The organism is Cedecea sp., from assembly GCF_036500665.1.
Lineage (GTDB): Bacteria > Pseudomonadota > Gammaproteobacteria > Enterobacterales > Enterobacteriaceae > Cedecea.
Genome location: NZ_DASYBS010000025.1, coordinates 1 through 23,172, shown reverse-complemented (window position 1 = coordinate 23,172; position 23,172 = coordinate 1). Strand labels below are relative to the sequence as shown.

At 54.4% G+C, this 23,172-nt stretch carries 18 protein-coding genes and 6 tRNA genes; 11 read left to right on the top strand and 13 right to left on the bottom strand.

The annotated features are described in order from the left end of the window. The first annotated feature begins 45 nt into the window (after positions 1 to 45). Entirely contained in the window at positions 46 to 2,064 is a 2,019-nt protein-coding gene (ligA, locus tag VGM55_RS03735) for an NAD-dependent DNA ligase LigA (protein ID WP_331634619.1), read from the top strand. Continuing rightward, positions 2,065 to 2,280 (top strand): DUF3820 family protein, encoded by a 216-nt coding sequence (locus VGM55_RS03730; protein WP_016537559.1) that lies wholly within the window; start codon positions 2,065 to 2,067, stop codon positions 2,278 to 2,280. It begins immediately after the preceding gene. On the opposite strand, the gene VGM55_RS03725 is transcribed toward VGM55_RS03730, so the two are convergent. Next, positions 2,277 to 3,272, bottom strand: a complete 996-nt coding sequence (locus VGM55_RS03725; protein ID WP_154187759.1) for a bile acid:sodium symporter family protein — start codon at positions 3,270 to 3,272, stop codon at positions 2,277 to 2,279. The genes VGM55_RS03730 and VGM55_RS03725 overlap by 4 nt on opposite strands. Positions 3,273 to 3,362: 90 nt before the next feature. On the opposite strand from VGM55_RS03725, the gene VGM55_RS03720 reads away from it, so the two are divergent. Continuing rightward, positions 3,363 to 4,292, top strand: a complete 930-nt coding sequence (locus tag VGM55_RS03720) for a LysR family transcriptional regulator (protein WP_331634617.1) — start codon at positions 3,363 to 3,365, stop codon at positions 4,290 to 4,292. On the opposite strand, the gene VGM55_RS03715 is transcribed toward VGM55_RS03720, so the two are convergent. From VGM55_RS03715 to VGM55_RS03695, 5 genes are all read right to left on the bottom strand, one after another. Next, complete coding sequence (locus VGM55_RS03715; protein WP_331634616.1) at positions 4,289 to 4,645, bottom strand: FlxA-like family protein; 357 nt, start codon at positions 4,643 to 4,645, stop codon at positions 4,289 to 4,291. The two genes, VGM55_RS03720 and VGM55_RS03715, sit on opposite strands and share 4 nt — an antisense overlap. A 129-nt stretch (positions 4,646 to 4,774) precedes the next feature. Next, positions 4,775 to 4,850, bottom strand: a tRNA-Lys gene (locus VGM55_RS03710). A gap of 2 nt (positions 4,851 to 4,852) precedes the next feature. Further along, positions 4,853 to 4,928 (bottom strand) — tRNA-Val (locus tag VGM55_RS03705). 33 nt (positions 4,929 to 4,961) lie between these two features. Next, a tRNA-Val gene (locus VGM55_RS03700) sits at positions 4,962 to 5,037 on the bottom strand. A gap of 44 nt (positions 5,038 to 5,081) precedes the next feature. Continuing rightward, positions 5,082 to 5,157 (bottom strand) — tRNA-Val (locus VGM55_RS03695). A gap of 259 nt (positions 5,158 to 5,416) precedes the next feature. Here VGM55_RS03695 and gltX point away from each other — a divergent pair. Further along, positions 5,417 to 6,832 (top strand): glutamate--tRNA ligase, encoded by a 1,416-nt coding sequence (gene gltX, locus VGM55_RS03690; RefSeq protein ID WP_154188704.1) that lies wholly within the window; start codon positions 5,417 to 5,419, stop codon positions 6,830 to 6,832. 47 nt (positions 6,833 to 6,879) lie between these two features. Here the strand turns inward: gltX and VGM55_RS03685 are convergent, their stop codons facing one another. After that, a complete protein-coding gene (locus VGM55_RS03685; protein ID WP_331634615.1) occupies positions 6,880 to 7,236 on the bottom strand; it encodes a YfeC-like transcriptional regulator in 357 nt (118 codons plus the stop codon). Between the two features lie 230 nt (positions 7,237 to 7,466). On the opposite strand from VGM55_RS03685, the gene VGM55_RS03680 reads away from it, so the two are divergent. From VGM55_RS03680 to VGM55_RS03665, 4 genes are all read left to right on the top strand, one after another. After that, a tRNA-Ala gene (locus VGM55_RS03680) sits at positions 7,467 to 7,542 on the top strand. Between the two features lie 46 nt (positions 7,543 to 7,588). Beyond that, positions 7,589 to 7,664: transfer RNA gene (locus VGM55_RS03675), tRNA-Ala, on the top strand. Between the two features lie 237 nt (positions 7,665 to 7,901). Then, positions 7,902 to 10,106, top strand: a complete 2,205-nt coding sequence (locus VGM55_RS03670; RefSeq protein ID WP_154188706.1) for an EAL domain-containing protein — start codon at positions 7,902 to 7,904, stop codon at positions 10,104 to 10,106. Positions 10,107 to 10,118: 12 nt separating this feature from the next. Further along, positions 10,119 to 11,762, top strand: a complete 1,644-nt coding sequence (locus VGM55_RS03665) for a diguanylate cyclase (RefSeq protein ID WP_331634614.1) — start codon at positions 10,119 to 10,121, stop codon at positions 11,760 to 11,762. 41 nt (positions 11,763 to 11,803) lie between these two features. Here VGM55_RS03665 and VGM55_RS03660 read toward each other — a convergent pair whose 3' ends face one another. Further along, on the bottom strand, positions 11,804 to 12,991 hold the full coding sequence (locus VGM55_RS03660; protein WP_126355420.1) for a NupC/NupG family nucleoside CNT transporter: 1,188 nt from the start codon (positions 12,989 to 12,991) through the stop codon (positions 11,804 to 11,806). Between the two features lie 345 nt (positions 12,992 to 13,336). Between VGM55_RS03660 and VGM55_RS03655 the strand changes: the two genes are divergently transcribed. Continuing rightward, on the top strand, positions 13,337 to 14,593 hold the full coding sequence (locus VGM55_RS03655; protein ID WP_331634633.1) for an Nramp family divalent metal transporter: 1,257 nt from the start codon (positions 13,337 to 13,339) through the stop codon (positions 14,591 to 14,593). Positions 14,594 to 14,640: 47 nt separating this feature from the next. Here the strand turns inward: VGM55_RS03655 and VGM55_RS03650 are convergent, their stop codons facing one another. Then, on the bottom strand, positions 14,641 to 14,961 hold the full coding sequence (locus tag VGM55_RS03650; RefSeq protein ID WP_154188708.1) for a DUF2502 domain-containing protein: 321 nt from the start codon (positions 14,959 to 14,961) through the stop codon (positions 14,641 to 14,643). A gap of 154 nt (positions 14,962 to 15,115) precedes the next feature. Further along, positions 15,116 to 16,105, bottom strand: coding sequence for an L-glyceraldehyde 3-phosphate reductase (gene mgrA, locus VGM55_RS03645; protein ID WP_331634612.1), 990 nt, complete (start codon positions 16,103 to 16,105; stop codon positions 15,116 to 15,118). Positions 16,106 to 16,285: 180 nt separating this feature from the next. Between mgrA and VGM55_RS03640 the strand changes: the two genes are divergently transcribed. Then, positions 16,286 to 17,947, top strand: coding sequence for an alpha-keto acid decarboxylase family protein (locus tag VGM55_RS03640; protein WP_331634611.1), 1,662 nt, complete (start codon positions 16,286 to 16,288; stop codon positions 17,945 to 17,947). Here the strand turns inward: VGM55_RS03640 and VGM55_RS03635 are convergent. Next, positions 17,944 to 19,176, bottom strand: coding sequence for an ion channel protein (locus tag VGM55_RS03635; RefSeq protein WP_331634610.1), 1,233 nt, complete (start codon positions 19,174 to 19,176; stop codon positions 17,944 to 17,946). The two genes, VGM55_RS03640 and VGM55_RS03635, sit on opposite strands and share 4 nt — an antisense overlap. Before the next feature lie 202 nt (positions 19,177 to 19,378). On the opposite strand from VGM55_RS03635, the gene glk reads away from it, so the two are divergent. After that, positions 19,379 to 20,344 carry a glucokinase gene (gene glk, locus VGM55_RS03630; RefSeq protein ID WP_154188712.1) on the top strand — a complete coding sequence of 322 codons (966 nt, stop codon included), beginning with the start codon at positions 19,379 to 19,381 and terminating at the stop codon, positions 20,342 to 20,344. A 38-nt stretch (positions 20,345 to 20,382) separates the two neighbouring features. Here the strand turns inward: glk and VGM55_RS03625 are convergent, their stop codons facing one another. Beyond that, positions 20,383 to 21,114 carry a LytR/AlgR family response regulator transcription factor gene (locus VGM55_RS03625; RefSeq protein ID WP_154188713.1) on the bottom strand — a complete coding sequence of 244 codons (732 nt, stop codon included), beginning with the start codon at positions 21,112 to 21,114 and terminating at the stop codon, positions 20,383 to 20,385. Next, a complete protein-coding gene (locus VGM55_RS03620; protein WP_331634609.1) occupies positions 21,111 to 22,811 on the bottom strand; it encodes a sensor histidine kinase in 1,701 nt (566 codons plus the stop codon). Before VGM55_RS03620 ends, VGM55_RS03625 begins: the two co-directional genes overlap by 4 nt. Between the last annotated feature and the right edge of the window lie 361 nt (positions 22,812 to 23,172).

Genomic DNA, 23,172 nt, shown 5'->3' with positions numbered 1-23,172 from the left:
CTAAACCCCCGCCTGTCGGGGGTTTTTTATCATTGATGGTGCGATATGGACTCAATCGAACAACAACTCACTCAACTGCGAACCACGCTTCGCCATCATGAATATCTGTACCACGTGCAAGACAGCCCTGAAATTCCGGATGCCGAGTACGACAGACTGATGCGCGAGCTGCGTGCGCTTGAAGAGGCTCATCCGGAGCTGATTACCCAGGATTCCCCGACCCAGCGCGTCGGTGCGGCGCCGCTCAGTGAGTTTACCCAGGTACGTCATGAAGTGCCGATGCTGTCGCTGGATAACGTCTTCGACGAAGCAAGCTACCTGGCGTTTAACAAGCGCGTGCAGGACAGGCTGAAAAGCTCCGATGCCCTGACGTTTTGCTGCGAGCTGAAGCTGGATGGCCTGGCGGTGAGCCTGCTGTATGAAGACGGCGTTCTGGTTCGGGCCGCAACGCGTGGTGACGGGACGACCGGTGAAAATATTACGGCTAACGTCCGTACTATCCGCGCGATCCCGCTCAAGCTGACAGGTGACAATATTCCTCGTCGCATAGAGGTTCGTGGCGAAGTATTTCTGCCGCAGGCAGGCTTCGAGAAAATCAACGAAGAAGCCCGCCGCACCGGCGGTAAAGTGTTTGCTAACCCGCGTAACGCCGCAGCTGGTTCATTGCGCCAGCTGGACCCGCGCATTACCGCTAAACGCCCGCTGACCTTCTTCTGCTACGGCGTAGGCCTGCTGGAAGGCGGCGATCTCCCGGCAAGCCATATGGCGCGTTTACAGCAGTTTAAAGCCTGGGGGTTACCGGTGAGTGACCGTATCCGCCTGTGCAGTACGCCTGAAGAAGTGCTGGCGTTTTACCATCAGGTTGAGGCCGACCGCCCCACGCTGGGCTTCGATATCGATGGCGTGGTCATTAAAGTTGATTCACTCGCGCTGCAGGAAACGCTGGGCTTTGTTGCCCGCGCGCCGCGCTGGGCCGTGGCGTTTAAATTCCCTGCCCAGGAACAGATGACGACCGTGCGCGACGTGGAGTTCCAGGTAGGGCGTACCGGCGCGATTACGCCAGTGGCTCGTCTGGAGCCGGTGCAGGTTGCCGGCGTGCTGGTCAGCAACGCGACGCTGCACAACGCCGATGAAATTGAGCGTCTTGGTCTGCGTATCGGCGACAGGGTCGTTATCCGTCGCGCGGGCGATGTTATCCCGCAGGTGGTTGGCGTGGTTGAGTCCGAGCGTCCTGAAGACACGCAGACAATCATCTTCCCAACGCATTGCCCGGTTTGTGGCTCGGACGTTGAGCGCGTAGAAGGTGAAGCCGTAGCTCGCTGTACCGGCGGCCTTATCTGCGGTGCACAGCGCAAAGAAGCGCTGAAGCACTTTGTTTCTCGCCGGGCGATGGACGTTGACGGCATGGGCGACAAAATCATCGATCAACTGGTGGAAAAAGAGTACGTCCACACGCCAGCGGATTTATTTAAGCTGACGGCGGGCAAACTCACCGGGCTGGATCGTATGGGCCCCAAGTCGGCTCAAAACGTTGTTGATGCGTTGGAAAAGGCGAAAGAGACAACCTTCGCGCGCTTCCTGTATGCCTTAGGCATTCGTGAGGTCGGTGAAGCTACTGCCGCAGGGCTGGCGGCACATTTTGGTACGCTGGATGACCTGGTGGCCGCCAGCATCGACGATCTGCAAAAAGTGCCGGACGTCGGCATTGTTGTTGCGACGCACACCTTTAACTTCTTTGCGGAGGAGAGCAACCGGGAGGTTATTCGTCAGCTAAGAGAAGATGCGGGCGTTCGCTGGCCGGATCCTGTGGTCGTTAAAGCGGAAGAGATTGATAGCCCGTTTGCCGGTAAAACCGTGGTGCTGACCGGCTCGTTAAGCATTCTCTCCCGTGATGAAGCTAAGGACAGGCTGACTGCGCTGGGGGCAAAAGTGGCGGGCAGCGTGTCAAAAAAAACCGACCTGGTTATCGCCGGCGAAGCGGCTGGCTCAAAGCTTGTAAAGGCGCAGGAGCTGGGCATCCAGGTTATCGACGAAGCGGAAATGATTCGTTTGTTGGGTGACTAAATGGACAAAGAGCAGCTCATTGAGATAGCCAATACGGCGATGCCGTTTGGTAAATACAAAGGCCGAATGCTGATTGATTTACCGGAAGAGTATTTGCTGTGGTTCTCCCGCAAAGGGGAGTTTCCGCAGGGCCATCTCGGTGAGTTAATGGCCCTGACGCTGCTGATCAAAGTTGAGGGGCTGGATAATTTGGTCCGGCCCCTCAAACGCCATTAAGTTCTGGCTGCAGCAGCCTGCTTTTCAGCGTCTGCGGCCGTTTTACGCTGGTAACGGCGGGCCATACCGGCGCAGACCATAAGCTGGATTTGATGAAAAATCATCAACGGTAGCACCATCATCCCCACTGCTGCGACCGGGAACAGGATGTTGGCCATGGGAATGCCGTTGGCCAGGCTCTTTTTCGACCCACAAAATACGATGGTAATTTCATCCGCTTTGCTGAACCCAAAGCGCCGTGCCACAAAAATATTTACCGTCATCACAATGGCCAGCAGCACGATGCTGGAGACCACGATAAACAGCAGCGAACCCGCTCCCACTTTATGCCATATGCCGTGCGTGACGGCTTCACTAAAGGCCGAATAGACCACCAGAAGAATCGATGTCTGGTCGGTTTTGCCGATCCATTTCTTGTTTTTTGCCACCCATGCACCAATCCACGGCCGCATTAAATGCCCGGCCACGAACGGTACCAGCAGCTGCAGCATAATACTGCCGACCTGTTGGAGACTGCCGCTCGCCCCCTGGATATGCATCACCAGCCCTACCAGCAATGGAGAGAGGAATATCCCCAGCAGGCTGGACGCAGAGGCAGAACAAATAGCCGCCGCAACGTTGCCCCCGGCAATGGAGGTAAACGCGATGGCCGACTGTACCGTGGCGGGCAAAATACAGAGGTAGAGGAAACCGCTGTACAGCTCAGGGCTGACATTGACCGGTTTCCACCAGCTGAATAATACGCCGAGCACCGGGAACAAAACGAACGTGCTGCACATCACCCACAAATGTAGCCGCCAGTGGCTGCTGCCGGAAATTACCGCTTCACGGGAAAGCTTTGCACCATGCATGAAGAACAACAGGGCAATAGCGGCGGTGGTGAGCCCCTCAAAGAAACCGACAAAGCTTCCTTTCGCCGGAAAGAAGGAGGCCAGCAGAACGGTGCAAACCAGCGTTAAGGTAAAGGGGTCAACAATGCGTAGCAATTTCATAGCCATTCCTCAAAGGTGAATGGCGCTATTGTGTTTCCGTTGATTTCAGAAATAAAATTGATTTATTACATGCATTGATGAGTGAAATAGATGAATTATTCCCTGCGTCAGCTTCGTGTGTTTGTCGCCGTAGCCCATGCCGGCAGCTTTAGCCGCGCAGGGGAGAGTATAGGTCTTAGCCAGTCTGCCGTAAGCCACAGTCTGAAGGAACTGGAAGCCGAGCTGGGGGTAAAATTACTTGACCGTACCACGCGGGAGGTGGTGCTAACTCCCGCTGGGGAGCAGCTGGCGCCGAGGTTGGAACGGCTGCTGGAAGAGCTAACGACAACGCTTCTTGATGCCCGTGTTGTGGGTCATCAGCTTAGCGGCACGGTCCGCGTCGCGGCCAGCCAAACTTTATCAGCACATCTTATGCCACAGTCTATTGCTGCCTGCGCAGAGGCTTATCCCAATATTCGGTTTGTCCTTCATGATGCTTCGCAGCAGTGGGTCCTGCAGAGCATTCGTCAGGGCGAGGTGGATTTTGGGGTGGTTATCGATCCGGTGCAGGCAAGCGATCTGGAATGTGAAACGGTGCTGTCCGAACCCTTCCTGTTGCTGTGCCGCAGTGACCATCAGTTTGCAGAAGTGGCGCAGGTTGAATGGCAGGCGTTGCAGGGGCAAAAATTGGTGTTACAGGATTATGCTTCCGGTAGCCGCCCGCTTATTGATGAGGCTTTTATTCGGCAGGGGATCGCAGTGCATGTTGTACAGCAGATTGGCCATCCCACGACGCTATACCCGATGGTTGAGGCCGGAATTGGCCTTAGCGTGCTGCCAGCGCTGGCGCTACCGCTGCCTCAGGGGCGGCCGTTAGTGGTAAAGCGATTAACGCCGGTTGTCAATCGACAGCTGATGTTGGTCAGGCGAAAAAACCGCTCACTTTCACGGGCCGCGGAAGTCATCTGGCAGGAGGTACGAGAGCAGGCCAGGCTGTTAACCCTGGCCCGTAGAGGCGATCCGCTATTTATTGAAGATTAAATATAAACATCGATCTTGTTGTCGGCTGAAGGTTTGTTCACGCCTGTTGCTTTAATCTGCTGCTGTTCCTTTTTTTGCTGTGCTTCTTCAGCCTGTTTGCGCTGGAGTTGCGCCAGCTGGGCCTGCAGCATTTTTATCTCAGCCTGAATAACCTCAATCTGCTTCTTTTTCTCTTCAGCCGTGCGATCCGGGGTGCCGGAGACTTCTTTTAGCTTTTGGGTAAGCTGAGAGATTTTTTTCGTGATTTGCGCAATTTGTGCCGCAGTGCTGTTATCCGAGCTGCCGGAGGCGCTGCTGCCGCTGACATCGCTTGCCTGTATGCCTACCGGCGCGGAACTGCTGATAGTTGTCATTATCTTTCCTTCAGAGGAATGGAATAGGTAATGGCATTATCGGCCTGGGTATGGGGAAGTTGATGACTTTTTGCTAAGGGGATTAAACGGCAGATAGCAAAAAGGCGCCTTTAGGGCGCCTTTCTACATTGGTGGGTCGTGCAGGATTCGAACCTGCGACCAATTGATTAAAAGTCAACTGCTCTACCAACTGAGCTAACGACCCGATGGTGGGTGATGACGGGCTCGAACCGCCGACCCCCTCCGTGTAAAGGAGGTGCTCTACCAACTGAGCTAATCACCCAAACTTCGGTACTGCTAATTCGGTAAGAGGAGATGGTGGGTGATGACGGGCTCGAACCGCCGACCCCCTCCGTGTAAAGGAGATGCTCTACCAACTGAGCTAATCACCCATCTCTAAATCTCTTACTGTACATTCCGGGTCACTCTTAAAGAGTGGTGGGTGATGACGGGCTCGAACCGCCGACCCCCTCCGTGTAAAGGAGATGCTCTACCAACTGAGCTAATCACCCCCGGTTTGTGGAGTCGCATTATAGGGACAGTTGAAAATGAGTCAACGCCTTTTCTAAAGTTTTTGTTCGTTCGTCTTAAAATTAAACGATGCGATCAAGAAACATGCATTGGCGTTTGATTTATCATCAAATTCTCTGCTTTACGGCTATCTGCAGGCATCAACATTGAGGAATTAGCGCACAGTGATAGAATGTTGCCTGTTAATTTTCCCTGGCAATTGCCGCTTTGCCGGCAAATATGTGTAACTAAGGCCGTTTAATGAAAATCAAAACTCGCTTTGCGCCAAGCCCAACAGGCTATCTGCACGTTGGCGGTGCCCGTACTGCTCTCTACTCCTGGCTTTTCGCTCGTCATAACAAAGGCGAGTTCGTGCTGCGTATAGAAGATACCGATCTCGAACGTTCAACCCCGGAAGCGATTGAAGCGATTATGGACGGGATGAACTGGTTGAGCCTGCAGTGGGATGAGGGCCCGTACTATCAGACCAAGCGTTTTGATCGTTACAACCAGGCCATCGATGAGATGCTGGCCGCAGGGACGGCTTATAAATGCTATTGCTCTAAAGAGCGCCTTGAAGCACTGCGCGAAGAACAAATGGCTAATAACGAGAAGCCTCGTTATGACGGCCGTTGCCGCCACAGCCACGAACATCACGCTGATGACGAACCGTGCGTCGTGCGTTTTGCCAACCCGCAGGAAGGCTCCGTCATCTTTGACGACCAGATTCGTGGCCCGATCGAATTCAGCAACCAGGAGCTGGACGATCTGATCATCCGCCGTACCGACGGCTCCCCAACCTATAACTTCTGTGTAGTGGTGGACGACTGGGATATGGAGATCACCCACGTGATCCGTGGTGAAGACCATATCAACAACACGCCGCGCCAGATCAACATCCTGAAAGCGTTGAACGCGCCGGTTCCACTTTATGCGCACGTCTCCATGATCAACGGCGACGACGGTAAAAAGCTTTCTAAACGCCACGGTGCGGTGAGCGTGATGCAGTACCGCGACGACGGCTATCTGCCGGAAGCGCTGCTGAACTATCTGGTGCGTCTGGGCTGGTCCCACGGTGACCAGGAGATCTTCTCTCGCGAAGAGATGATTGAGATGTTCAGCCTGAACGCGGTAAGCAAGTCGGCCAGCGCCTTCAACACTGAGAAGCTGCAGTGGCTGAACCACCATTACATCAATACGCTGGAGCCAGAGTACGTGGCGACCCACCTGCAGTGGCACATCGAGCAGGAAAACATTGATACCCGCAATGGTCCGCAGCTGTCAGCGCTGGTGAAACTGCTCGGCGAGCGTTGCAAAACCCTGAAAGAAATGGCGCAGACCTGCCGCTACTTCTATGAAGATTTCAGCGAGTTTGATGCCGATGCGGCGAAGAAACACCTGCGCCCGGTTGCGCGTCAGCCGCTTGAAGTGGTGCGTGACAAGCTGGCCGCGCTGAGCGACTGGACGGCAGAAAACGTTCATCACGCCATTCAGGCGACGGCCGATGAGCTGGAAGTGGGCATGGGTAAAGTAGGGATGCCGCTGCGCGTGGCCGTTACCGGTGCAGGCCAGTCTCCTGGTCTTGATGTTACCGTGCATGCGATCGGTAAACAGCGCTCTGTTGCGCGCATCAACAAAGCGCTCGATTTTATCAGCGAGCGTGAAGTACAGCAGTAAGCGAAAGCTTTAGCGCTGCAAAAAGCCGGTTAGTGTGCCGGCTTTTTTTATTCGTTATCGCGAATACCCAAACGTTTCAGTAAGCCAGCAATCCCATCTCGCAGCAGCATCGCAGACATCTTTTGCTGTTCGCTGTCGGACATTTGCTGCACCGAATTAATCAGCAGGTTTTCCAGCGACGCATCGATCACACTATAGCGAGCGGTATTTTCCGTTACTCGTCGGGCACTGTTGATAAACTCCCGAACCTGCTCATCAATATGAATTAACCGCGCTTTACCGCCCTGAACACCGGGTTTAGGCGAGGTCTCCCAGTTTTCTTTGCGAACCCATTTGTTGATGGTCTGGCGACTATAGCCGGTAATGATGGCTAATTCTTCAGGTGTCATTCTTTCCTTGAGCACAGTGATTCCTTTTCATTGCGGCCGAAAGGGCGTTAATTAGTGGTTCATTTTATTGAACTGCCTAACGTGAAACTGTGACAGAATTAACTACAACGGGATGATATGCAACCTGGAATTGCCTGATGCGATGGCTTTTTAGGCGATTGATCGCGGAAGAACAATTTGCCGTTGACACTGTTTGTTGGGTTTCATATTATGCCGCCCGTCAACACGACAAGGTTGTACGGTTAGGGGCTATAGCTCAGCTGGGAGAGCGCTTGCATGGCATGCAAGAGGTCAGCGGTTCGATCCCGCTTAGCTCCACCAAATCTTCACCAGCAAGATTGGTACCGTGTCACTTAAGTTTGTCTGTGGGGCTATAGCTCAGCTGGGAGAGCGCTTGCATGGCATGCAAGAGGTCAGCGGTTCGATCCCGCTTAGCTCCACCAAAATTTAAAACCCTCGCTTCGGCGGGGGTTTTTGTTTTTAGCGCATCAACCCCTCCTTTCCTCAGGCTGTCGCTTGGTAAAAATGTCTCTATTTATGTCGGCTTGTTCTATTATTTCTGCTGGGCGGTAAGATTTTCTTTTGGGCTTTTCTGTAACTTGATTCGCTCAATAAATAAACGTACTCTTCCCGACCGAAACCGATATTTCAGCAATTACATAAACTTAACACTGCGGCCTATGATTATTCACAAAACGATAAGAAAAATAGCGATTGCCCTGGCCTTGTGTTTTCTCTTTATTCCTTTTTCTCGTGTTATTTCACCAACGACCATTGTTGATGGGCATAAAACCTATCTGGCCTACCTGCCGTTAAGCTTTATTATGGCAATGATAATTATTTACGGACGGCAGGCGATTTTACCGTTAGGGGCAGGTGTTCTGGCTATTTATGCCCGGCTTCTTGATTTACCGGTTGTTCCGCTGGTTGCTTTTATTTTCTGTCTGCTATTCCCTCTACTGATTGCCAGTCTGATTACCCGCTATTATGTTGGCCGCCGCTGGCGTTTTGGGTTGCCAAACAAGGGGATGGGGCAGCGTATTTTTTGGCTCGGGTTTGTTGCTCCGTTTAGTATCAAACTGCTGATGTACCTCGTGGGTAAAGTCATAGCGTATCCGCCTGAACTCGCGCCATTTTTCGGCGGTGGCTCAGTTATCTACATGATTGTCGATGTGCTTAACCTGATAGCGGCGTCGTTGATCTTCACGCCGCTTTTCTATTACCCGCTGCGCATGCTCCTGAACCCGCATTTTGCCGTCGGTTTCTGGCGGCGCGGTGTGCAGCATTACAGGCAGGATAAGCACCGTTTTTATACGCCGTGTTGGCTGGTTGCCTGGGGGTTATACCTGTTGGTGATGTGTTCGCCATGGCACAGTGAACTGATTTCCGGCTATCTGGTACCGGTTGTCTTTGTGCTGTTCACGCTCGGTATCCGCCGTCTTGGCGCAAAGCTGGTTTCCCTGCTGTGGGGGATTTCAGCATGGGTATTACTGACCTACAACACCGGTTTTTTGCAGGGTGTTAATACGCAATACGCTTTGTCGTTTATTCTTTCAGTATTTATTTCATTTACTGTTTGCCTGTTGTACATGGCCATTTCCTACCATAAAAATGAATGGATGAAGCGCATTTATCATCTACAGGCGCAGACCGATCCTTTAACAAATCTACCCAATTTACGTGCACTTGAAGAACATATTCGGGCTTACCCGACCGGTTCGCTGTGCTGCCTGAGAATGGCTAACTTTGAATTTCTTAGCCGACATTACGGCATGATGATGCGAATATACTGCAAGAAAACCATTGCCAGAGAATTACAGCCATGGTTGCTTGACGGTGAAAAAATATTTCAGCTTCCCGGCAGCGAATTGCTTTTGTTTTTACGAGGCGGAGAAACAGAAGCTCGGCTAACCTATTTTGTTGATCAACTGAATAATAAAAAAATCCCCTGGCACAATACTCTCCTTGAAATTGAATACGGGGCTTCATGGGGAATTGTTGATGTTCCCGAAGAACTGCAGCGCACGCTTGGGCAATTAAGCTACCTGGCAGAGAAAGCCAGCGACGTACAGCGTGTGCTTGGCCTGGATTCAAGATTGCAGGCGGTTTCAGGGCAAACCACCGAGCGCGTATTACTGCTGCAAAAGATAAAGCGAGCAATAGACGATGAGGCCTTCCAGCTCTACGCTCAGCCGATAGTCGACAGCCAGGGGAAAGGCTACCATGAGATCCTCAGCCGCCTGGTGATTGACGGTCAGAACATTACCCCGGATAAATTTATCCCCATTATCGCCGAGTTTAACCTCAGTACCCGTTTTGACATGATGGTAATGAAGATGCTGTTGGCGTGGCTTGCTAAGCACCCCGGCGATACGCGGCAGGCACGTTTCTCGGTCAATCTGATGCCGCTCACGCTGATGCAAAAAGACATTGCTCAAAAGATTGTTGCGCAGTTTGACGCTAATAAGGTGCCAACCAGCGCGGTGGTTATTGAGGTCACGGAAGAGCAGGCCTTCTCCAACTCCGACACCTCTAACCAAAATATTGCGCTACTGCGTGAGAACGGTTTCAGGATTGCTATTGATGATTTTGGGACAGGCTACGCTAACTATGAGCGTCTGAAAAAACTGCAGGCGGACATCATTAAAATTGATGGCTGTTTTGTCCGGGATATCACCAGCGATGTCATGGACAGACTGATCGTGAAATCCATCTGCAAACTGGCGGCGGCCAAACCGCTGACCGTTGTCGCTGAGTATGTCGAAACGGAAGAGCAACGCGAAATCCTGTTGCAGCTTGGTGTACAGTTCCTGCAAGGTTATCTGGTGGGGAAACCCGAGCCGCTACAGCAGTTGACGCACCGATCGCACTCCTTTGCGCCATAAAAAGGAATCACCGTGAGCACATCGTTGATGAGCTATATTCACCAGCCACTGGTCAAGACATTACGCATAACCCATGTGTGCTTTTTGTCGCTCTTTCTGCTGATAACGTTCCTGTTCTGGCAGCAGGGCGAGCTGTTCAACCACGGCTATCGCACCAGCCAGCTCAGCCATCTTGAAAGCGTCACCGCCAGGCTTGAAAGCAAATCTCAATATCAAATGGACAACCTGCGCTACCTGCGCCGAATGTTCATTGAAACGCTGCATGAGCCGCAGTTTACGCCGCTGTCGCAGCTGACCTCCAGAGCCAGTAACAAAGAGACACTGTCGCCGCTGCATATTCAAAGCTTACCGATCCCCGATAGCGTTCTGTACTTTAAGAATCAATCTGAAGATGAAAGCGAAAGATTAACCCGGCGCGAGTATCAGGCGCTACGTGACATTCAGGATCTCTTCCCGCTGGCTGGCGGGAGTAACCGCCTGTCCTCCAGTATCTATTACATGTCGCGCTCCGGCGCCTTTATTGCTTCCCTGTCGCCTGATGTGAACACGCTGCTTGTCCAAAGCGCTAACCCGCTGGCAAAGCAGGGCTCGTTTGTTCTCGGCTCACCGCTGTTAAACCCCAGGCGTGAGCCGTTCTGGACGCGGCAAAATATCGCCAATACCGGGAAAACGTTGATTAACGGCTCGCTCCCCGTCGATTTTGACGACAGATGGATTGGGCTGTTTGGCATTGCGGTTACCACCCAAACGCTGCGGCTGTTCCTCTCGAGTTCTTTGCCGGAAGATACGCAAAGCGCCTATCTGCTTTTTGATGAGCAGATGAACCCGCTAACGCGCCCGGTTGGCTCACAGAATGGCTATCACCTCAGCGAAAAGCAGCGGCTGGCTATTCTTGAAAAACTGACTGACAAATCCCGCGGAACATTGCGCTTTGGCTATGCCTACGTCACTTTCGGTCAAGTGAGGGGGACGGGAGCCATTCTGGTGAGTATCCAGACGATCGGGCAGGGGCTGCATGAGGACTTTGGGCGTTTTAGCATCCTGCTGGTGGTGATGTGGCTGACCGTCATTCTTATCCTGCTTGGCTCGCACCGTATGATCTGCCGGCTGATTCGTAATATGGGACAGCTGCAGCAGGAAATGCACCGACACGCGCTCCATGACGACCTGACCGGCGTCCTTAATCGGCGTGGGTTCTTTGAGACGACTGGACGCATAAGCCCGCAGTATGTGGATTACTCCCTGATTCAGTTAGATCTCGATCATTTCAAAAAAGTGAATGACCGCTTTGGGCATCAGGTCGGCGACCGGGTGCTTATCCATGCCACGCGCTGCATCCAGCAGGCGATCCGCACCCAGGATATTGTCGGGCGTATAGGCGGCGAAGAGTTTTGTATCTACCTGCCCAATACCGATCTTCATGCGGCGATTGCCGTGGCGCAGCGGGTACGCAAAATGCTGGTGAATACGCCGCTAAAACTTGAGAATGACACTACGCTGCTGGTCACGGCTTCGCTGGGTGTTGCTTCCCATGAAGAAGCGCCTGAGGGTGACCTGGAACACATTCAGAGCCAGGCGGATATTCGCCTGTACCGGGCGAAACAGCAGGGGCGCAATAGAGTGTGTTGGAGTGGCGAGGCAGAATCGCAGGCATAAAAAAAGCCGGTGACCAGCACCGGCTTTTTAATACGCAATAATCAGATAACCAGCGCGGCGATAGACGCCGACAGGATACTCACCAGCGTAGAACCGTAAACCAGCTTCAGGCCGAAGCGGGAAACCACGTTACCTTGCTCTTCGTTCAGACCTTTAATCGCACCGGCGATGATGCCGATAGAAGAGAAGTTAGCGAAGGAAACCAGGAACACGGACAGGATACCTTCAGCGCGTGGAGACAGGGAGCTGGCAATCTTCTGCAGATCCATCATGGCAACGAATTCGTTAGAAACCAGTTTGGTCGCCATGATACTGCCTACCTGCAGCGCTTCGCCGGACGGCACGCCCATTACCCATGCAACCGGGTAGAAGATGTAGCCCAGAATGCCCTGGAAGGAGATGCCCAGCACGGCCGCGAACAGCGCGTTCAGACCAGAAATCAGCGCGATGAAGCCAATCAGCATAGCGGCAACGATAATTGCCACTTTGAAACCTGCCAGAATGTACTCGCCGAGCATTTCGAAGAAGCTTTGACCTTCGTGCAGGTTAGACATCTGCAGGTCTTCTTCTTTCTCATCCACGCGGTACGGGTTGATCAGCGACAGCACGATAAAGGTACTGAACATGTTCAGCACCAGCGCGGCAACCACGTATTTTGGCTGCAGCATAGTCATGTACGCGCCCACGATTGACATGGACACGGTAGACATCGCGGTTGCCGCCATGGTGTACATGCGGTTGCGCGACATCTTGCCGAGAATATCCTTATAGGCGATGAAGTTTTCTGACTGTCCCAGAATCAGCGAGCTTACGGCGTTAAAGGATTCCAGCTTACCCATACCGTTGACTTTAGAAAGCACGGTACCGATAGCGCGGATAACAATCGGCAAAATGCGGATGTGCTGCAGAATACCGATCAGCGCAGAAATGAACACGATAGGGCACAGCACCTTCAGGAAGAAGAATGCCAGGCCTTCGTCGTTCATTTTGCCGAAGACAAAGTTTGTCCCTTCGTTAGCGAAGCCCAGCAGTTTCTCGAACATCTCGGAGAAGCCTTTTACAAAGCCCAGGCCGACGTCGGAAGTCAGGAAGAACCAGGCCAGTAATACTTCGATCACCAACAGTTGAATGACAAAGCGAATACGAATTTGCTTGCGGTTAGGGCTAACCAGCAAAGCCAGCAGCGCGACCACAGCAAGCGCTAAAACAAAGTGCAAAACGCGGGACATATTTGCTCCAAATATGAGGCAGGTTTAATTTCGTTGCACATTCTATGTAACAAGCAATAAGAAAACGAGATCAATTCCACACTATAGTGATGAGCTGTGACGGAACGCAAAAATAGTGATCCACCATACATTTCTGCTATGTTAAGTAAAGAAGCTAAAAGTTACGTTAGGATAGCTGGTTAACAGCTTACACGTTGGTCAAATGTTAATCCGTTAACCGGCATCCAGATCCACCATCTCACGCCTCCTGCATATCGTTTTCAGCTATCAGAGAAATCAATTTCCCCGTATTAAATGAACTTGATAACCATTCTCATTTTGATAGCATGAAACATAGCAAAGGCTATATCTCAGAGGCAGAAGATGACAAGCAGTCGCATTGACAGCAATACCGGGCGCACCGCGCGCAAGCTACGGCTGGCGCTGATGGGGCCGGCGTTTATCGCCGCTATCGGCTATATCGATCCCGGTAACTTCGCGACCAATATTCAGGCCGGGGCGAGCTACGGCTACCAGCTGCTGTGGGTGGTGGTGTGGGCAAACCTGATGGCAGCGCTGATTCAGGTGCTTTCTGCCAAGCTGGGGATCGCCACCGGCAAAAACCTCGCGGAGCAAATCCGCGACCATTACCCGCGTCCGCTGGTGTGGATTTACTGGGTACAGGCGGAAATTATCGCGATGGCGACGGATCTCGCCGAGTTTATCGGGGCAGCCATCGGCTTCAAGCTTATCCTTGGCGTTTCGCTCTTGCAGGGCGCGGTGTTGACCGGGATCGCCACCTTCCTGATCCTGATGCTGCAAAGTCGGGGGCAGAAGCCGCTGGAAAAAGTGATTGGCGGGCTGCTGCTGTTTGTGGCCGCGGCCTACATCGTTGAGCTGATATTCTCCCAGCCGAAGGTGGCGGAGCTGGGCAAAGGAATGTTAATCCCCAGCCTGCCAACCTCTGAAGCGGTTTATCTTGCCGCGGGCGTGCTGGGTGCTACGATCATGCCGCACGTGATTTACCTGCACTCTTCACTGACCCAGCACCTGCATGCGGGAAATCGGGCAGAGCGCTATTCCGCGACCAAATGGGATGTGGCTATTGCTATGACCATTGCCGGCTTTGTTAATCTGGCGATGATGGCGACCGCCGCAGCGGCGTTTCACTTTACCGGGCACACCGGCGTTGCCGAGCTGGAAGATGCCTATAAAACGCTGGAGCCGCTGCTAAGCCATGCGGCGGCCACGATTTTTGGCCTTAGCCTGGTGGCGGCTGGTTTGTCATCAACGGTCGTCGGGACGTTGGCCGGGCAGGTGGTGATGCAGGGGTTTGTGCGCTTTTATATCCCTCTGTGGGTTCGCCGGGCTATTACCATGGCGCCGTCCTTCGTGGTCATTATGATGGGGCTCGACCCAACGCGTATCCTGGTGATGAGCCAGGTTCTGCTGAGCTTCGGGATTGCTCTGGCGCTGGTGCCGCTGCTGGTGTTTACCAGCGACAAAAAGCTGATGGGAGACCTGGTTAACGTTCGCTGGGTGAAGCTTGTCGGCTGGGCGATTGTGGCAGTGGTGGTGGCGCTCAACCTGTGGTTAATCTTCGGGACGCTGTTTGGCAACTAATCTTGCCAAATAAAGAAAGAAGGGCTGGATAATCCAGCCCTTTTTTGTCAGTGGTGGTGTCCATGGCCTCTGCCACGATGGTCGTCACGATCTCTCCAGCCTTCACGGTATCCGCGTTCGTAGCTGTTGCGACCGCGATCCCAGCCTTTGTTCCAGCCACGGTGGTGATGCCAGCCGCGATCGCGCCATTCATAGTTTCGGTGCCAGTAGTCGCGGTCGCGCCATCTGCCGCCGTCCCAGTAATTACCGCGATAATCCCTGTCGCCAATCTGTAACTTAACCGACGGCAGCAGGGTGATTTCACCCGCGTTAGCCACCATCGGCGCCGCGGCCAGTAAGGCAAGGGCAAGCATTAATGACCTGAACATACTTTCTCTCCCTGGTTCTCTTAGCCGTGTTGCGGCTTGTTAACACAATATTACAAACCGACAAACAGTCCGATGAACTACACAATTCCTAAATCAAAGACGGCAGCACTTTTTGCACAAGCTAGCGGCTGACTCAGGGAGAGAAGGTAAGCGTTTACACCAAAATGGCCTCGATTGCAGCGCGTTCCTGCTCGCTGAAACCACGCCTGCTTAGCATGCCAACGGCATCTTCGATCTGGCTGGTTTTGCTGGCGCCAATCAGTACGGAGGTAACCTTTTCGTCGCGAAGTACCCAGGCTAATGCCATCTGCGAAAGCTTCTGCCCTCTCTGTTCCGCTATCACATTGAGCCTGCGGACTTTGCTCAGTTTCTCTTCGGTTATCTGGTCGGGATTGAGGAAGCGGCTGCCGCTGGCGGCGCGTGAGTCAGCGGGAATGCCGGCCAGATAGCGGTCGGTGAGCTGGCCGCCGGCGAGAGGGGAAAAGGCGATGCTGCCGACGCCTTTGCTTTGCAGCAGATCCAGCAGGCCGCCTTCAACCCAGCGTTCAAACATCGAGTAACGCGGCTGGTGGATCAGGCAGGGGGTACCCAGATCGTTCAGGATCTCGATGGCCTTTTCCGCCAGTTCTGCCGGGTAGTTAGACATTCCGACGTACAGCGCTTTGCCCTGGCGTACGACATGGTCAAGGGCGCGCATTGTCTCCTCGAGCGGCGTTTCCGGATCCGGACGGTGATGATAGAAGATATCCACGTACTCCAGCCCCATACGCCGCAGGCTTTGGTCAAGGCTGGAAATCAGATACTTGCGCGATCCCCAGTCGCCGTAAGGCCCGTCCCACATGGTGTAACCTGCCTTCGTGGAGATAATCAACTCGTCGCGGTATGGATGAAAATCTTCCCGCCAGATACGGCCAAAGTTGGACTCAGCCGAGCCGGGAGGTGGCCCGTAGTTATTGGCGAGATCGAAATGAGTAATACCGAGATCAAACGCCTTTCTCAGCAGCTGGCGGCTGGTTTCCAGCAGCGTTTCGTCGCCAAAATTATGCCAAAGGCCAAGTGAAATAGCGGGCAGTTTCAGGCCACTGCGGCCGCAGCGACGGTATTCCATGGAGGTATAGCGTTCGGGGTCAGGCTGCCAGGTCATTATTGCCATCCTTATAGGTAACAGTGAAATGAGTGTATACGTTTTCACAACCGCAATGTGCATCAGAATACGCCGTATTCCACTGTAAATTCCACGTTCCACCCCCAAAATTGGATATATTCTCGACACCGATCCCGGTTACTCAATACTCACAGCAAGCCCTCATAGAAGGAAAATCCTATGCGCTACTGTGTGGCAGACTATCTGGTCGACCGGCTCAACGAATGCGGCATCAGCCATCTTTTCGGCGTGCCTGGCGACTATAACCTCGTGTTTCTGGATCATGTTATTGCCCACCCGCAGCTTGCCTGGGTGGGCTGTGCTAATGAGCTCAACGCGGCCTATGCGGCCGACGGCTACGCCCGCTGTAAAGGCGCGGCTGCGCTGCTGACCACATTTGGCGTCGGCGAGCTGAGCGCCGTTAACGGCGTGGCGGGGAGCTACGCTGAGCATCTGCCGGTTATCCATATCGTCGGCGCACCAAATACCCGTTCCCAGCAGCGCGGAGAACTGCTGCACCACTCGCTGGGCGACGGAGATTTCCAGCATTTCCAGCGCATTGCCTCCGAGGTGTCGGTGGCCCAGGCTTCGCTGACCGCGGCCAACGCCTGCAGCGAAATTGATCGGGTGATTCTTGAGGCTCTCAGGCAGCAGCGTCCGGGTTATCTGCTGTTGCCAAGCGATGTCGCCGAGGCCCCGGCTACCCGACCGTCAAAACGGCTGGTCGCCAGTAAAACGGTAGCTGAACCCGCGACGCTGGAAGCGTTCCGCCACTGTGCGCAGGCCAAAATTGCCGAAAGCCGCAGCGTTGCGCTGCTGGCTGATTTTCTCGCTCAGCGGCATGGGCTACAGAACACGCTCCAGCAATGGATGAACAGCGCGCCCGTGCCGCACGCATCGCTGCTGATGGGGAAAGGGCTGTTTGATGAAAGCAAACCCGGTTTCCTGGGCACCTACAGCGGGGCGGCCAGCCCGCCGGAGGTGAAGCAGGGGATTGAAGGCGCGGAGCTGGTTATCTGCGTGGGCGTGAAATTTACCGATACCATCACGGCCGGTTTCAGCCAGAAGCTAAGCCAGCAGCAGACGATTGAGGTCCAGCCGGAGGCGGTACGGGTCGCCGAGCGCTGGTTCAGCGGCATTCCCATGGCGCAGGCGATAGATATTTTGCAGCAGCTGTGCATTCGTCATGCCGCAACGTGGCCTGAAGCAAACCAGAGGCCACCGGCACTGCCTGTCAGTCAAAATGGCAGGCTTGACCAGCACGCGTTCTGGCAAACCTTGCAAAATGCCCTACAGCCGGGGGATATCATTCTGGCCGATCAGGGTACAGCGGCGTTCGGCGCAGCAGCGTTAACCCTGCCGGCAGGCGCAACTTTCATCGTACAGCCTCTCTGGGGATCGATAGGTTATACGCTGCCGGCGGCGTTTGGTGCTCAGACCGCATGGCCGAACCGTCGTGTGGTACTGCTGATAGGCGATGGTTCTGCCCAGCTAACGATTCAGGAACTGGGCAGCATGCAGCGTGACGGCCAGAAGCCGGTCATTCTGTTGCTGAATAATGAGGGTTACACGGTTGAGCGCGCTATTCATGGCCCTGAACAGCGTTATAACGATATTGCGGCCTGGGACTGGACCCGTTTGCCGCAGGCGATGAGCGTTGACAGCCTCGCCGAGTGCTGGCGAGTGACCGAAACCGCACAGCTCGCCGCCGTGCTGGAGAAACTGGCCAGCCCGGAAAGGCTGGCGCTGGTGGAAGTGGTACTGCCGAAGCAGGACATTCCCGAGCTGCTGCGAGCGGTCACCAGCTCGCTGGGCAAACGCAACTCAGAAATGGAGCACTAGCGATTCGACCGCCCGGCCATCATCAGCGGTTTACCCGCCAGCAGGAGCCAGGCGGGTAACATCACGATGCACAGCAGGGGCAGGAGTTTGACGTCCGGCACCACGGCCATCGCCATAAACAGGCTCAGCCAGCCATCACGAGTTACCACAAGCACCAGGCCAAGGACGGCGCACGACAGCGTAATCGCGGCGGGAACGGCCTCGACATGCTGGTGCAGCATCATGCCCAGCGCCACGCCCACAAATACCGCCGGGAAAATACGCCCGCCCCGGAAACCGCTGGCGGCGGCAACAACCAGCGCCGCCAGCTTCACCACCGCAAACAGCAGCAGCGATGAAACCGAGAAGCCGGAGACGGCCAGCTGGCGCATTTCGTCCAGGCCTTTAAACAGGGTGATTTCGCCGCCAATTACCCCCAACAGACCAAGCAAAAAACCACCGACGCCGAGGATAAGCACCGGCTGTTTTAGCTGATGCATCAGGCGGTGCAGCCTCGGCAGGCACCAGACGCCCACCATGCCCATCGCGATGGCGATAGCGGTAACCACCGCGCCGCTGAACAGATCTTCAATGTGCATTTCCGGGTAGTTGGCAACCGGCAGGGCGAAGTGTGGATGGAAGAAAATGCTGGTGGTTAGCGCCCCTGCGGAAGCCGCCATTAATGGGGCAAACAGCCTGTCCCACAGCGGCACTTCGTTATTCCCGCCGAGCGTTTGCGAAAAGATAAGCGCGGCGGCAACGGGCGTTCCGAATAATGCGCCGAGGGTGCCTGCTGCGGCGAGAATCGTCCAGTCCAGCGGACTGACCTTCGGCAATACACGGGCGCCTAGCGCAACCGCGAGCGCAATATTCACGGCCATAATCGGGTGTTCCGGCCCGAGGCTAACGCCACCGGCAAGACCGATAACCAACGCCATAATCAGGCCCGGTATGGCCATTGCGGGCACCGGCGCACCGATAAGTGGTTCGGTTGCCGGGTCTGGCCCGCCGTGGCCCGGTAGAAAACGGATAACCAGCCCGACCGCCACGCCGGTTAAGGTCAAGATCGGGATTATCCAAAAGGGTGAATGAGGATCGTAACCGTGCTCTGTGGGCAGGGTGGCCCATAGATACGCCTGTAACACAGCGGCGACCTTCATTACGACAATTAGCACCAGGCTGGACAAGACGCCAATAATCAGAGCCGGAATGGAAAGTACCAGCATGGTTCTGGCTCGCGGATGGAGCATAGTCAATCCTTACAATGGGAAGTCGCACGGCGTAAAGACAAAAAGGCATAAGCCGCATTGCAACCAGGGCTGAAACGGTAAAGCCAGAATGTGACCTGGCTCAATAATCACACCGCACCTGGATGATGGTCGTTGTTGTTTCGGCTGGCTAATTTTACAGTGTTGCCAGAACTTATTCTGACTTTAGCGGAGCTGTTTGAGAATGACAAAATATGCTTTGGTGGGAGATGTCGGCGGCACCAATGCACGTCTGGCGCTATGCGATTTGAGCACGGGTGATATTTCACAGGCAAAGACCTACTCCGGTCTTGATTTCCCGAGCCTGGAAGCCGTGATTCAGCACTATCTCAAAGAACATAACATCAGCGTGCAGTCAGGGTGTGTGGCGATTGCCTGTCCGATAAACGGTGATTGGGTGGAGATGACCAACCATACCTGGGCGTTTTCAACCGCCGAAATGAAGAAAAACCTCGGCTTCGATCATCTGGAAATCATTAACGACTTTACCGGCGTTTCGATGGCCATTCCGGCGCTGAAAAAAGAGCACCTGATCCAGTTCGGCGGCGACAAGCCCGTTGAAGGTAAACCGGTTGTGGTGTACGGCGCGGGCACCGGGCTGGGCGTTTCTCACCTGGTTCACGTCGACAAACGCTGGATCAGCCTGCCGGGCGAGGGCGGCCACTCAGATTTTGCCGCGAACAGTGAAGAAGAGGGCATCATTCTGGAGCAGCTGCGTAAAGAGCTTGGGCACGTCTCGAACGAGCGCATCCTTTCCGGCCCGGGCCTGGTTAACCTCTATCGCGCCATCGTCAAGGCAGATGGCCGTGAGCCGGAAAACTACCAGCCAAAGGATGTCACCGAGAAGGCGGTGGACGACAGCTGCACCGACTGCCGTCGCGCGCTGTCGCTGTTCTGCGTGATCCTGGGGCGTTTTGGCGGCAATCTGGCGCTGAACATGAGCACCTTTGGCGGGGTGTATATCGCGGGCGGCATCGTGCCGCGATTCCTGGAATTCTTTAAGGCTTCTGGCTTCCGCGGCGGGTTTGAAGATAAAGGACGCTTCAAAGAGTACGTGAAGGATATTCCCGTCTACCTGATTGTTCACGATCAGCCGGGGCTGCTGGGCGCCGGGGCGCATTTGCGCCAGACGCTGGGGCAGATTCTGTAATACGGTGCGGGCGCGCTGCGCCCGCCTGATCCCCTTTTTTACAGGCGCATGAGCTGCCTGAACTCTTTCACCTTGCTTCGGCTCACCGGCACCTGAAAATCCAGATCGCGCAGGCGCAGAATATAGGTGTTATTGAACCATGGTTCTATCTCGCGGATTTTGCTCAGGTTTACCACGTAAGAGCGGTGGCAGCGGAAGAAATGGCTCTCCGGCAGGCGGCTGCAAAACTCAGTGATATTCATCGGCATCACGTAAGACTCGCGGCGCGTATAAACGAACGTCATCTTCTCGTGGGCTTCCGCGTAGTAAATATCGTTGATGTCGGTAACGATAATCCGTTCGTCTTTGATCAGGTTAATCGTCGTGGCATCACGATTCTCATGAGTTGCGGCAGGCTGAGAGGTTTGCTGCTGATAAGCGGCCTCAAGCTTTTGCAGCATGCCAATAATGCGCGACTCCTGGTACGGCTTCAGGATGTAGTCGAAGGCTTCGAGCTCAAAAGCTTCTACCGCATGCTCTTTCCAGGCGGTGATAAACACGATAAACGGCTTATGGGCAAACTTGCTGATGTTCTGCGCCAGCAGCACCCCGTCCAGCGACGGAATATTGATGTCGAGAAAGATGGCGTCAACGTCGTGGTGCTGCAAATACTTGAGCACGTCCATGCCGTCGTCAAAAGAGGCGACGATCTCCATCTCGCTGTGGTTTTTAATCAGCCAGCTAAGCTCCTGCTGTGCCAGGAACTCATCCTCTACAATGATCACCTTCATACTTCTCTCCCTTCCTGTGGGCGGGCGGCGGCGGGGATGGCGCGTGGCACGTAAAAAGCTATCTCGGTACCTGGTTCCAGGCGGCGAATAATCAGCCCTTCGCCGTATAATAGCTGGACGCGATGGTGTACGTTCAGCAGGCCAATTTTATTGCCCGGCATTTCGTTATTTTCAACGCGCTCAATCACTTTAGGATCGATGCCGTTGCCGGTATCGCGCACCGCAATGCGCACCCGGTTGCCGCTCTCTTCAATACTTATCGTCACCACGCCCTTACCTTTGCAGGGCTGGATGCCGTGAACGATGGCATTTTCTACCAGCGGCTGGATAAGCAGGCTGGGAATACGGCAGTTAACTTCTTCATCAATGTTATAGATAACCGTCAGCTTGTCGCCGAAGCGCGCCTGCTCGATGGCGATGTAATCCTTAATTTGGTAAAGCTCTTTGCGGATATCAATCTGTTCGTCGTCGTTCAGCTCGATGTTATAGCGCAGATAGCGTGACAGGTTGACGATAAGCTGCCGTGCGGTGTCCGGATTCATGCGGATAGAGGAAGAGATCGCATTCAGCGCATTGAACAGGAAGTGTGGGTTTATTTTGCTTTGCAGCGCCCTGAGCTCGGCCTTATTCGCCATTTCGCGCAGTTGTTCAGCGCGGGAAACCTCCAGCTGAGTGGAGATAATCTGCGACAGGCCGACGGCCATTTCCTGCAGTGTTGAGGTTATCTGGTGGGCGTGACGATAATAGATTTTCAGCGTACCGGTGACCACACCTTTTTCCCACAGCGGGATGATTATCAGGGAGTGAATTTCCGGAGTACGCCAGGCTTCATCATCATTACGGATGATAATGCGTCCCTCTTTCAATGCCTGACGGGTGCGCGGACTGAAGGCCTGGTCATTCTCATGGTAGTTATTTTCACCCAGCCCGACGTAGGCCAGCACTTTTTCGGTATCGGTAATGGCCACCGCATCCGCGTCGATATCCTGACGAATAATCCTGCAAACCTGGCGTAGTGACTCGCTATTGACCTTGCGGAACAGGGGCAGCGTTTTGTTGGCGATATCCAGCGCCAGCTTGGCCTGGCGGGCGGCGCTGGCCTCCTTTTCACCCTCCACGCTTTGTACCAGCAGGATGATAAAGCCGATAGACACCGAGCCGAGGATCATTGGCACGCCGATTTTAGAGACGATATCGAGGCCGAGCGCGGTGCTTGGTGCCCAGAGCACGACCAGAATCATGGTCATGGTTTCGCACACCATGCCGCCGACGATCCCGACCCGCCAGTGCTTCTCTTTCGGCACTTTGCGGTTGATCCAGCCGGCAATTATCCCGGCCAGGATACTGGTGATAAAACAGGGAATAGCGGTAATGCCGCCGATATCAATCAGGTAGCGGTGGGTCCCGGCAATCAGCCCGGTAATAATGCCTACCCAGGGGCCAAACAGAATGCCGCCGGACATCACCGCGATAATGCGCACGTTGACCAGCGAGCCTTCAACCGGCACGCCTGACCAGGTACTGAATAAAGCGAACATCGAGAAGATGGCCGTGACCGCCAGCAGCTCTTTTGGCGTGTGGGCGCTTTTGTGCAGCAGTTCGCGGAACAGTCGAATGCGAATCAGGAAGAAAAGGCAAATAAGCATCAGCGCCGCGCGATCGAATACCGCCAGCAACATAGTAAAAATTTCGTGCACGGGACACTCGCGTGGCTCAGAGGGGAAGCGCTAATGATAAGGAAATTTGACGGGGGTTTCCAGTTGCGGGCTGGTTCTCAGCTTGAACAGTCGCCTTTACCGTCCAGTAACATTCACTCGTATGCAGGGGCGGCTCAGGTTCCGTTCACCCGTAAATCTATTTTCCCTGTACGTTTAGATACGGTGAACGTGTCCGGGGGATCACGCCATCCCCCGGACAGCCCCGGCGCCCGGCGAGCTCATCGCCGCTGAAGCGGTAAACCCACCGGCTATCACCCAAACATTCGGGGTCGTTCGCGATTCGTTCCCGACGATCGCTCTCTTTCGCTGCTCCCGGCAGCTCAACCCCGTCTGAGTTGGG

Bases quoted from the DNA above. Each gene is read 5' to 3' on its own strand.
- ligA (WP_331634619.1), top strand. From the start codon at position 46: ATGGACTCAATCGAACAACAACTCACTCAACTGCGAACCACGCTTCGC.
- VGM55_RS03730 (WP_016537559.1), top strand. From the start codon at position 2,065: ATGGACAAAGAGCAGCTCATTGAGATAGCCAATACGGCGATGCCGTTT.
- VGM55_RS03725 (WP_154187759.1), bottom strand. From the start codon at position 3,272: ATGAAATTGCTACGCATTGTTGACCCCTTTACCTTAACGCTGGTTTGC.
- VGM55_RS03720 (WP_331634617.1), top strand. From the start codon at position 3,363: ATGAATTATTCCCTGCGTCAGCTTCGTGTGTTTGTCGCCGTAGCCCAT.
- VGM55_RS03715 (WP_331634616.1), bottom strand. From the start codon at position 4,645: ATGACAACTATCAGCAGTTCCGCGCCGGTAGGCATACAGGCAAGCGAT.
- gltX (WP_154188704.1), top strand. From the start codon at position 5,417: ATGAAAATCAAAACTCGCTTTGCGCCAAGCCCAACAGGCTATCTGCAC.
- VGM55_RS03670 (WP_154188706.1), top strand. From the start codon at position 7,902: ATGATTATTCACAAAACGATAAGAAAAATAGCGATTGCCCTGGCCTTG.
- VGM55_RS03660 (WP_126355420.1), bottom strand. From the start codon at position 12,991: ATGTCCCGCGTTTTGCACTTTGTTTTAGCGCTTGCTGTGGTCGCGCTG.
- VGM55_RS03650 (WP_154188708.1), bottom strand. From the start codon at position 14,961: ATGTTCAGGTCATTAATGCTTGCCCTTGCCTTACTGGCCGCGGCGCCG.
- mgrA (WP_331634612.1), bottom strand. From the start codon at position 16,105: ATGACCTGGCAGCCTGACCCCGAACGCTATACCTCCATGGAATACCGT.
- VGM55_RS03640 (WP_331634611.1), top strand. From the start codon at position 16,286: ATGCGCTACTGTGTGGCAGACTATCTGGTCGACCGGCTCAACGAATGC.
- VGM55_RS03635 (WP_331634610.1), bottom strand. From the start codon at position 19,176: ATGCTCCATCCGCGAGCCAGAACCATGCTGGTACTTTCCATTCCGGCT.
- glk (WP_154188712.1), top strand. From the start codon at position 19,379: ATGACAAAATATGCTTTGGTGGGAGATGTCGGCGGCACCAATGCACGT.
- VGM55_RS03625 (WP_154188713.1), bottom strand. From the start codon at position 21,114: ATGAAGGTGATCATTGTAGAGGATGAGTTCCTGGCACAGCAGGAGCTT.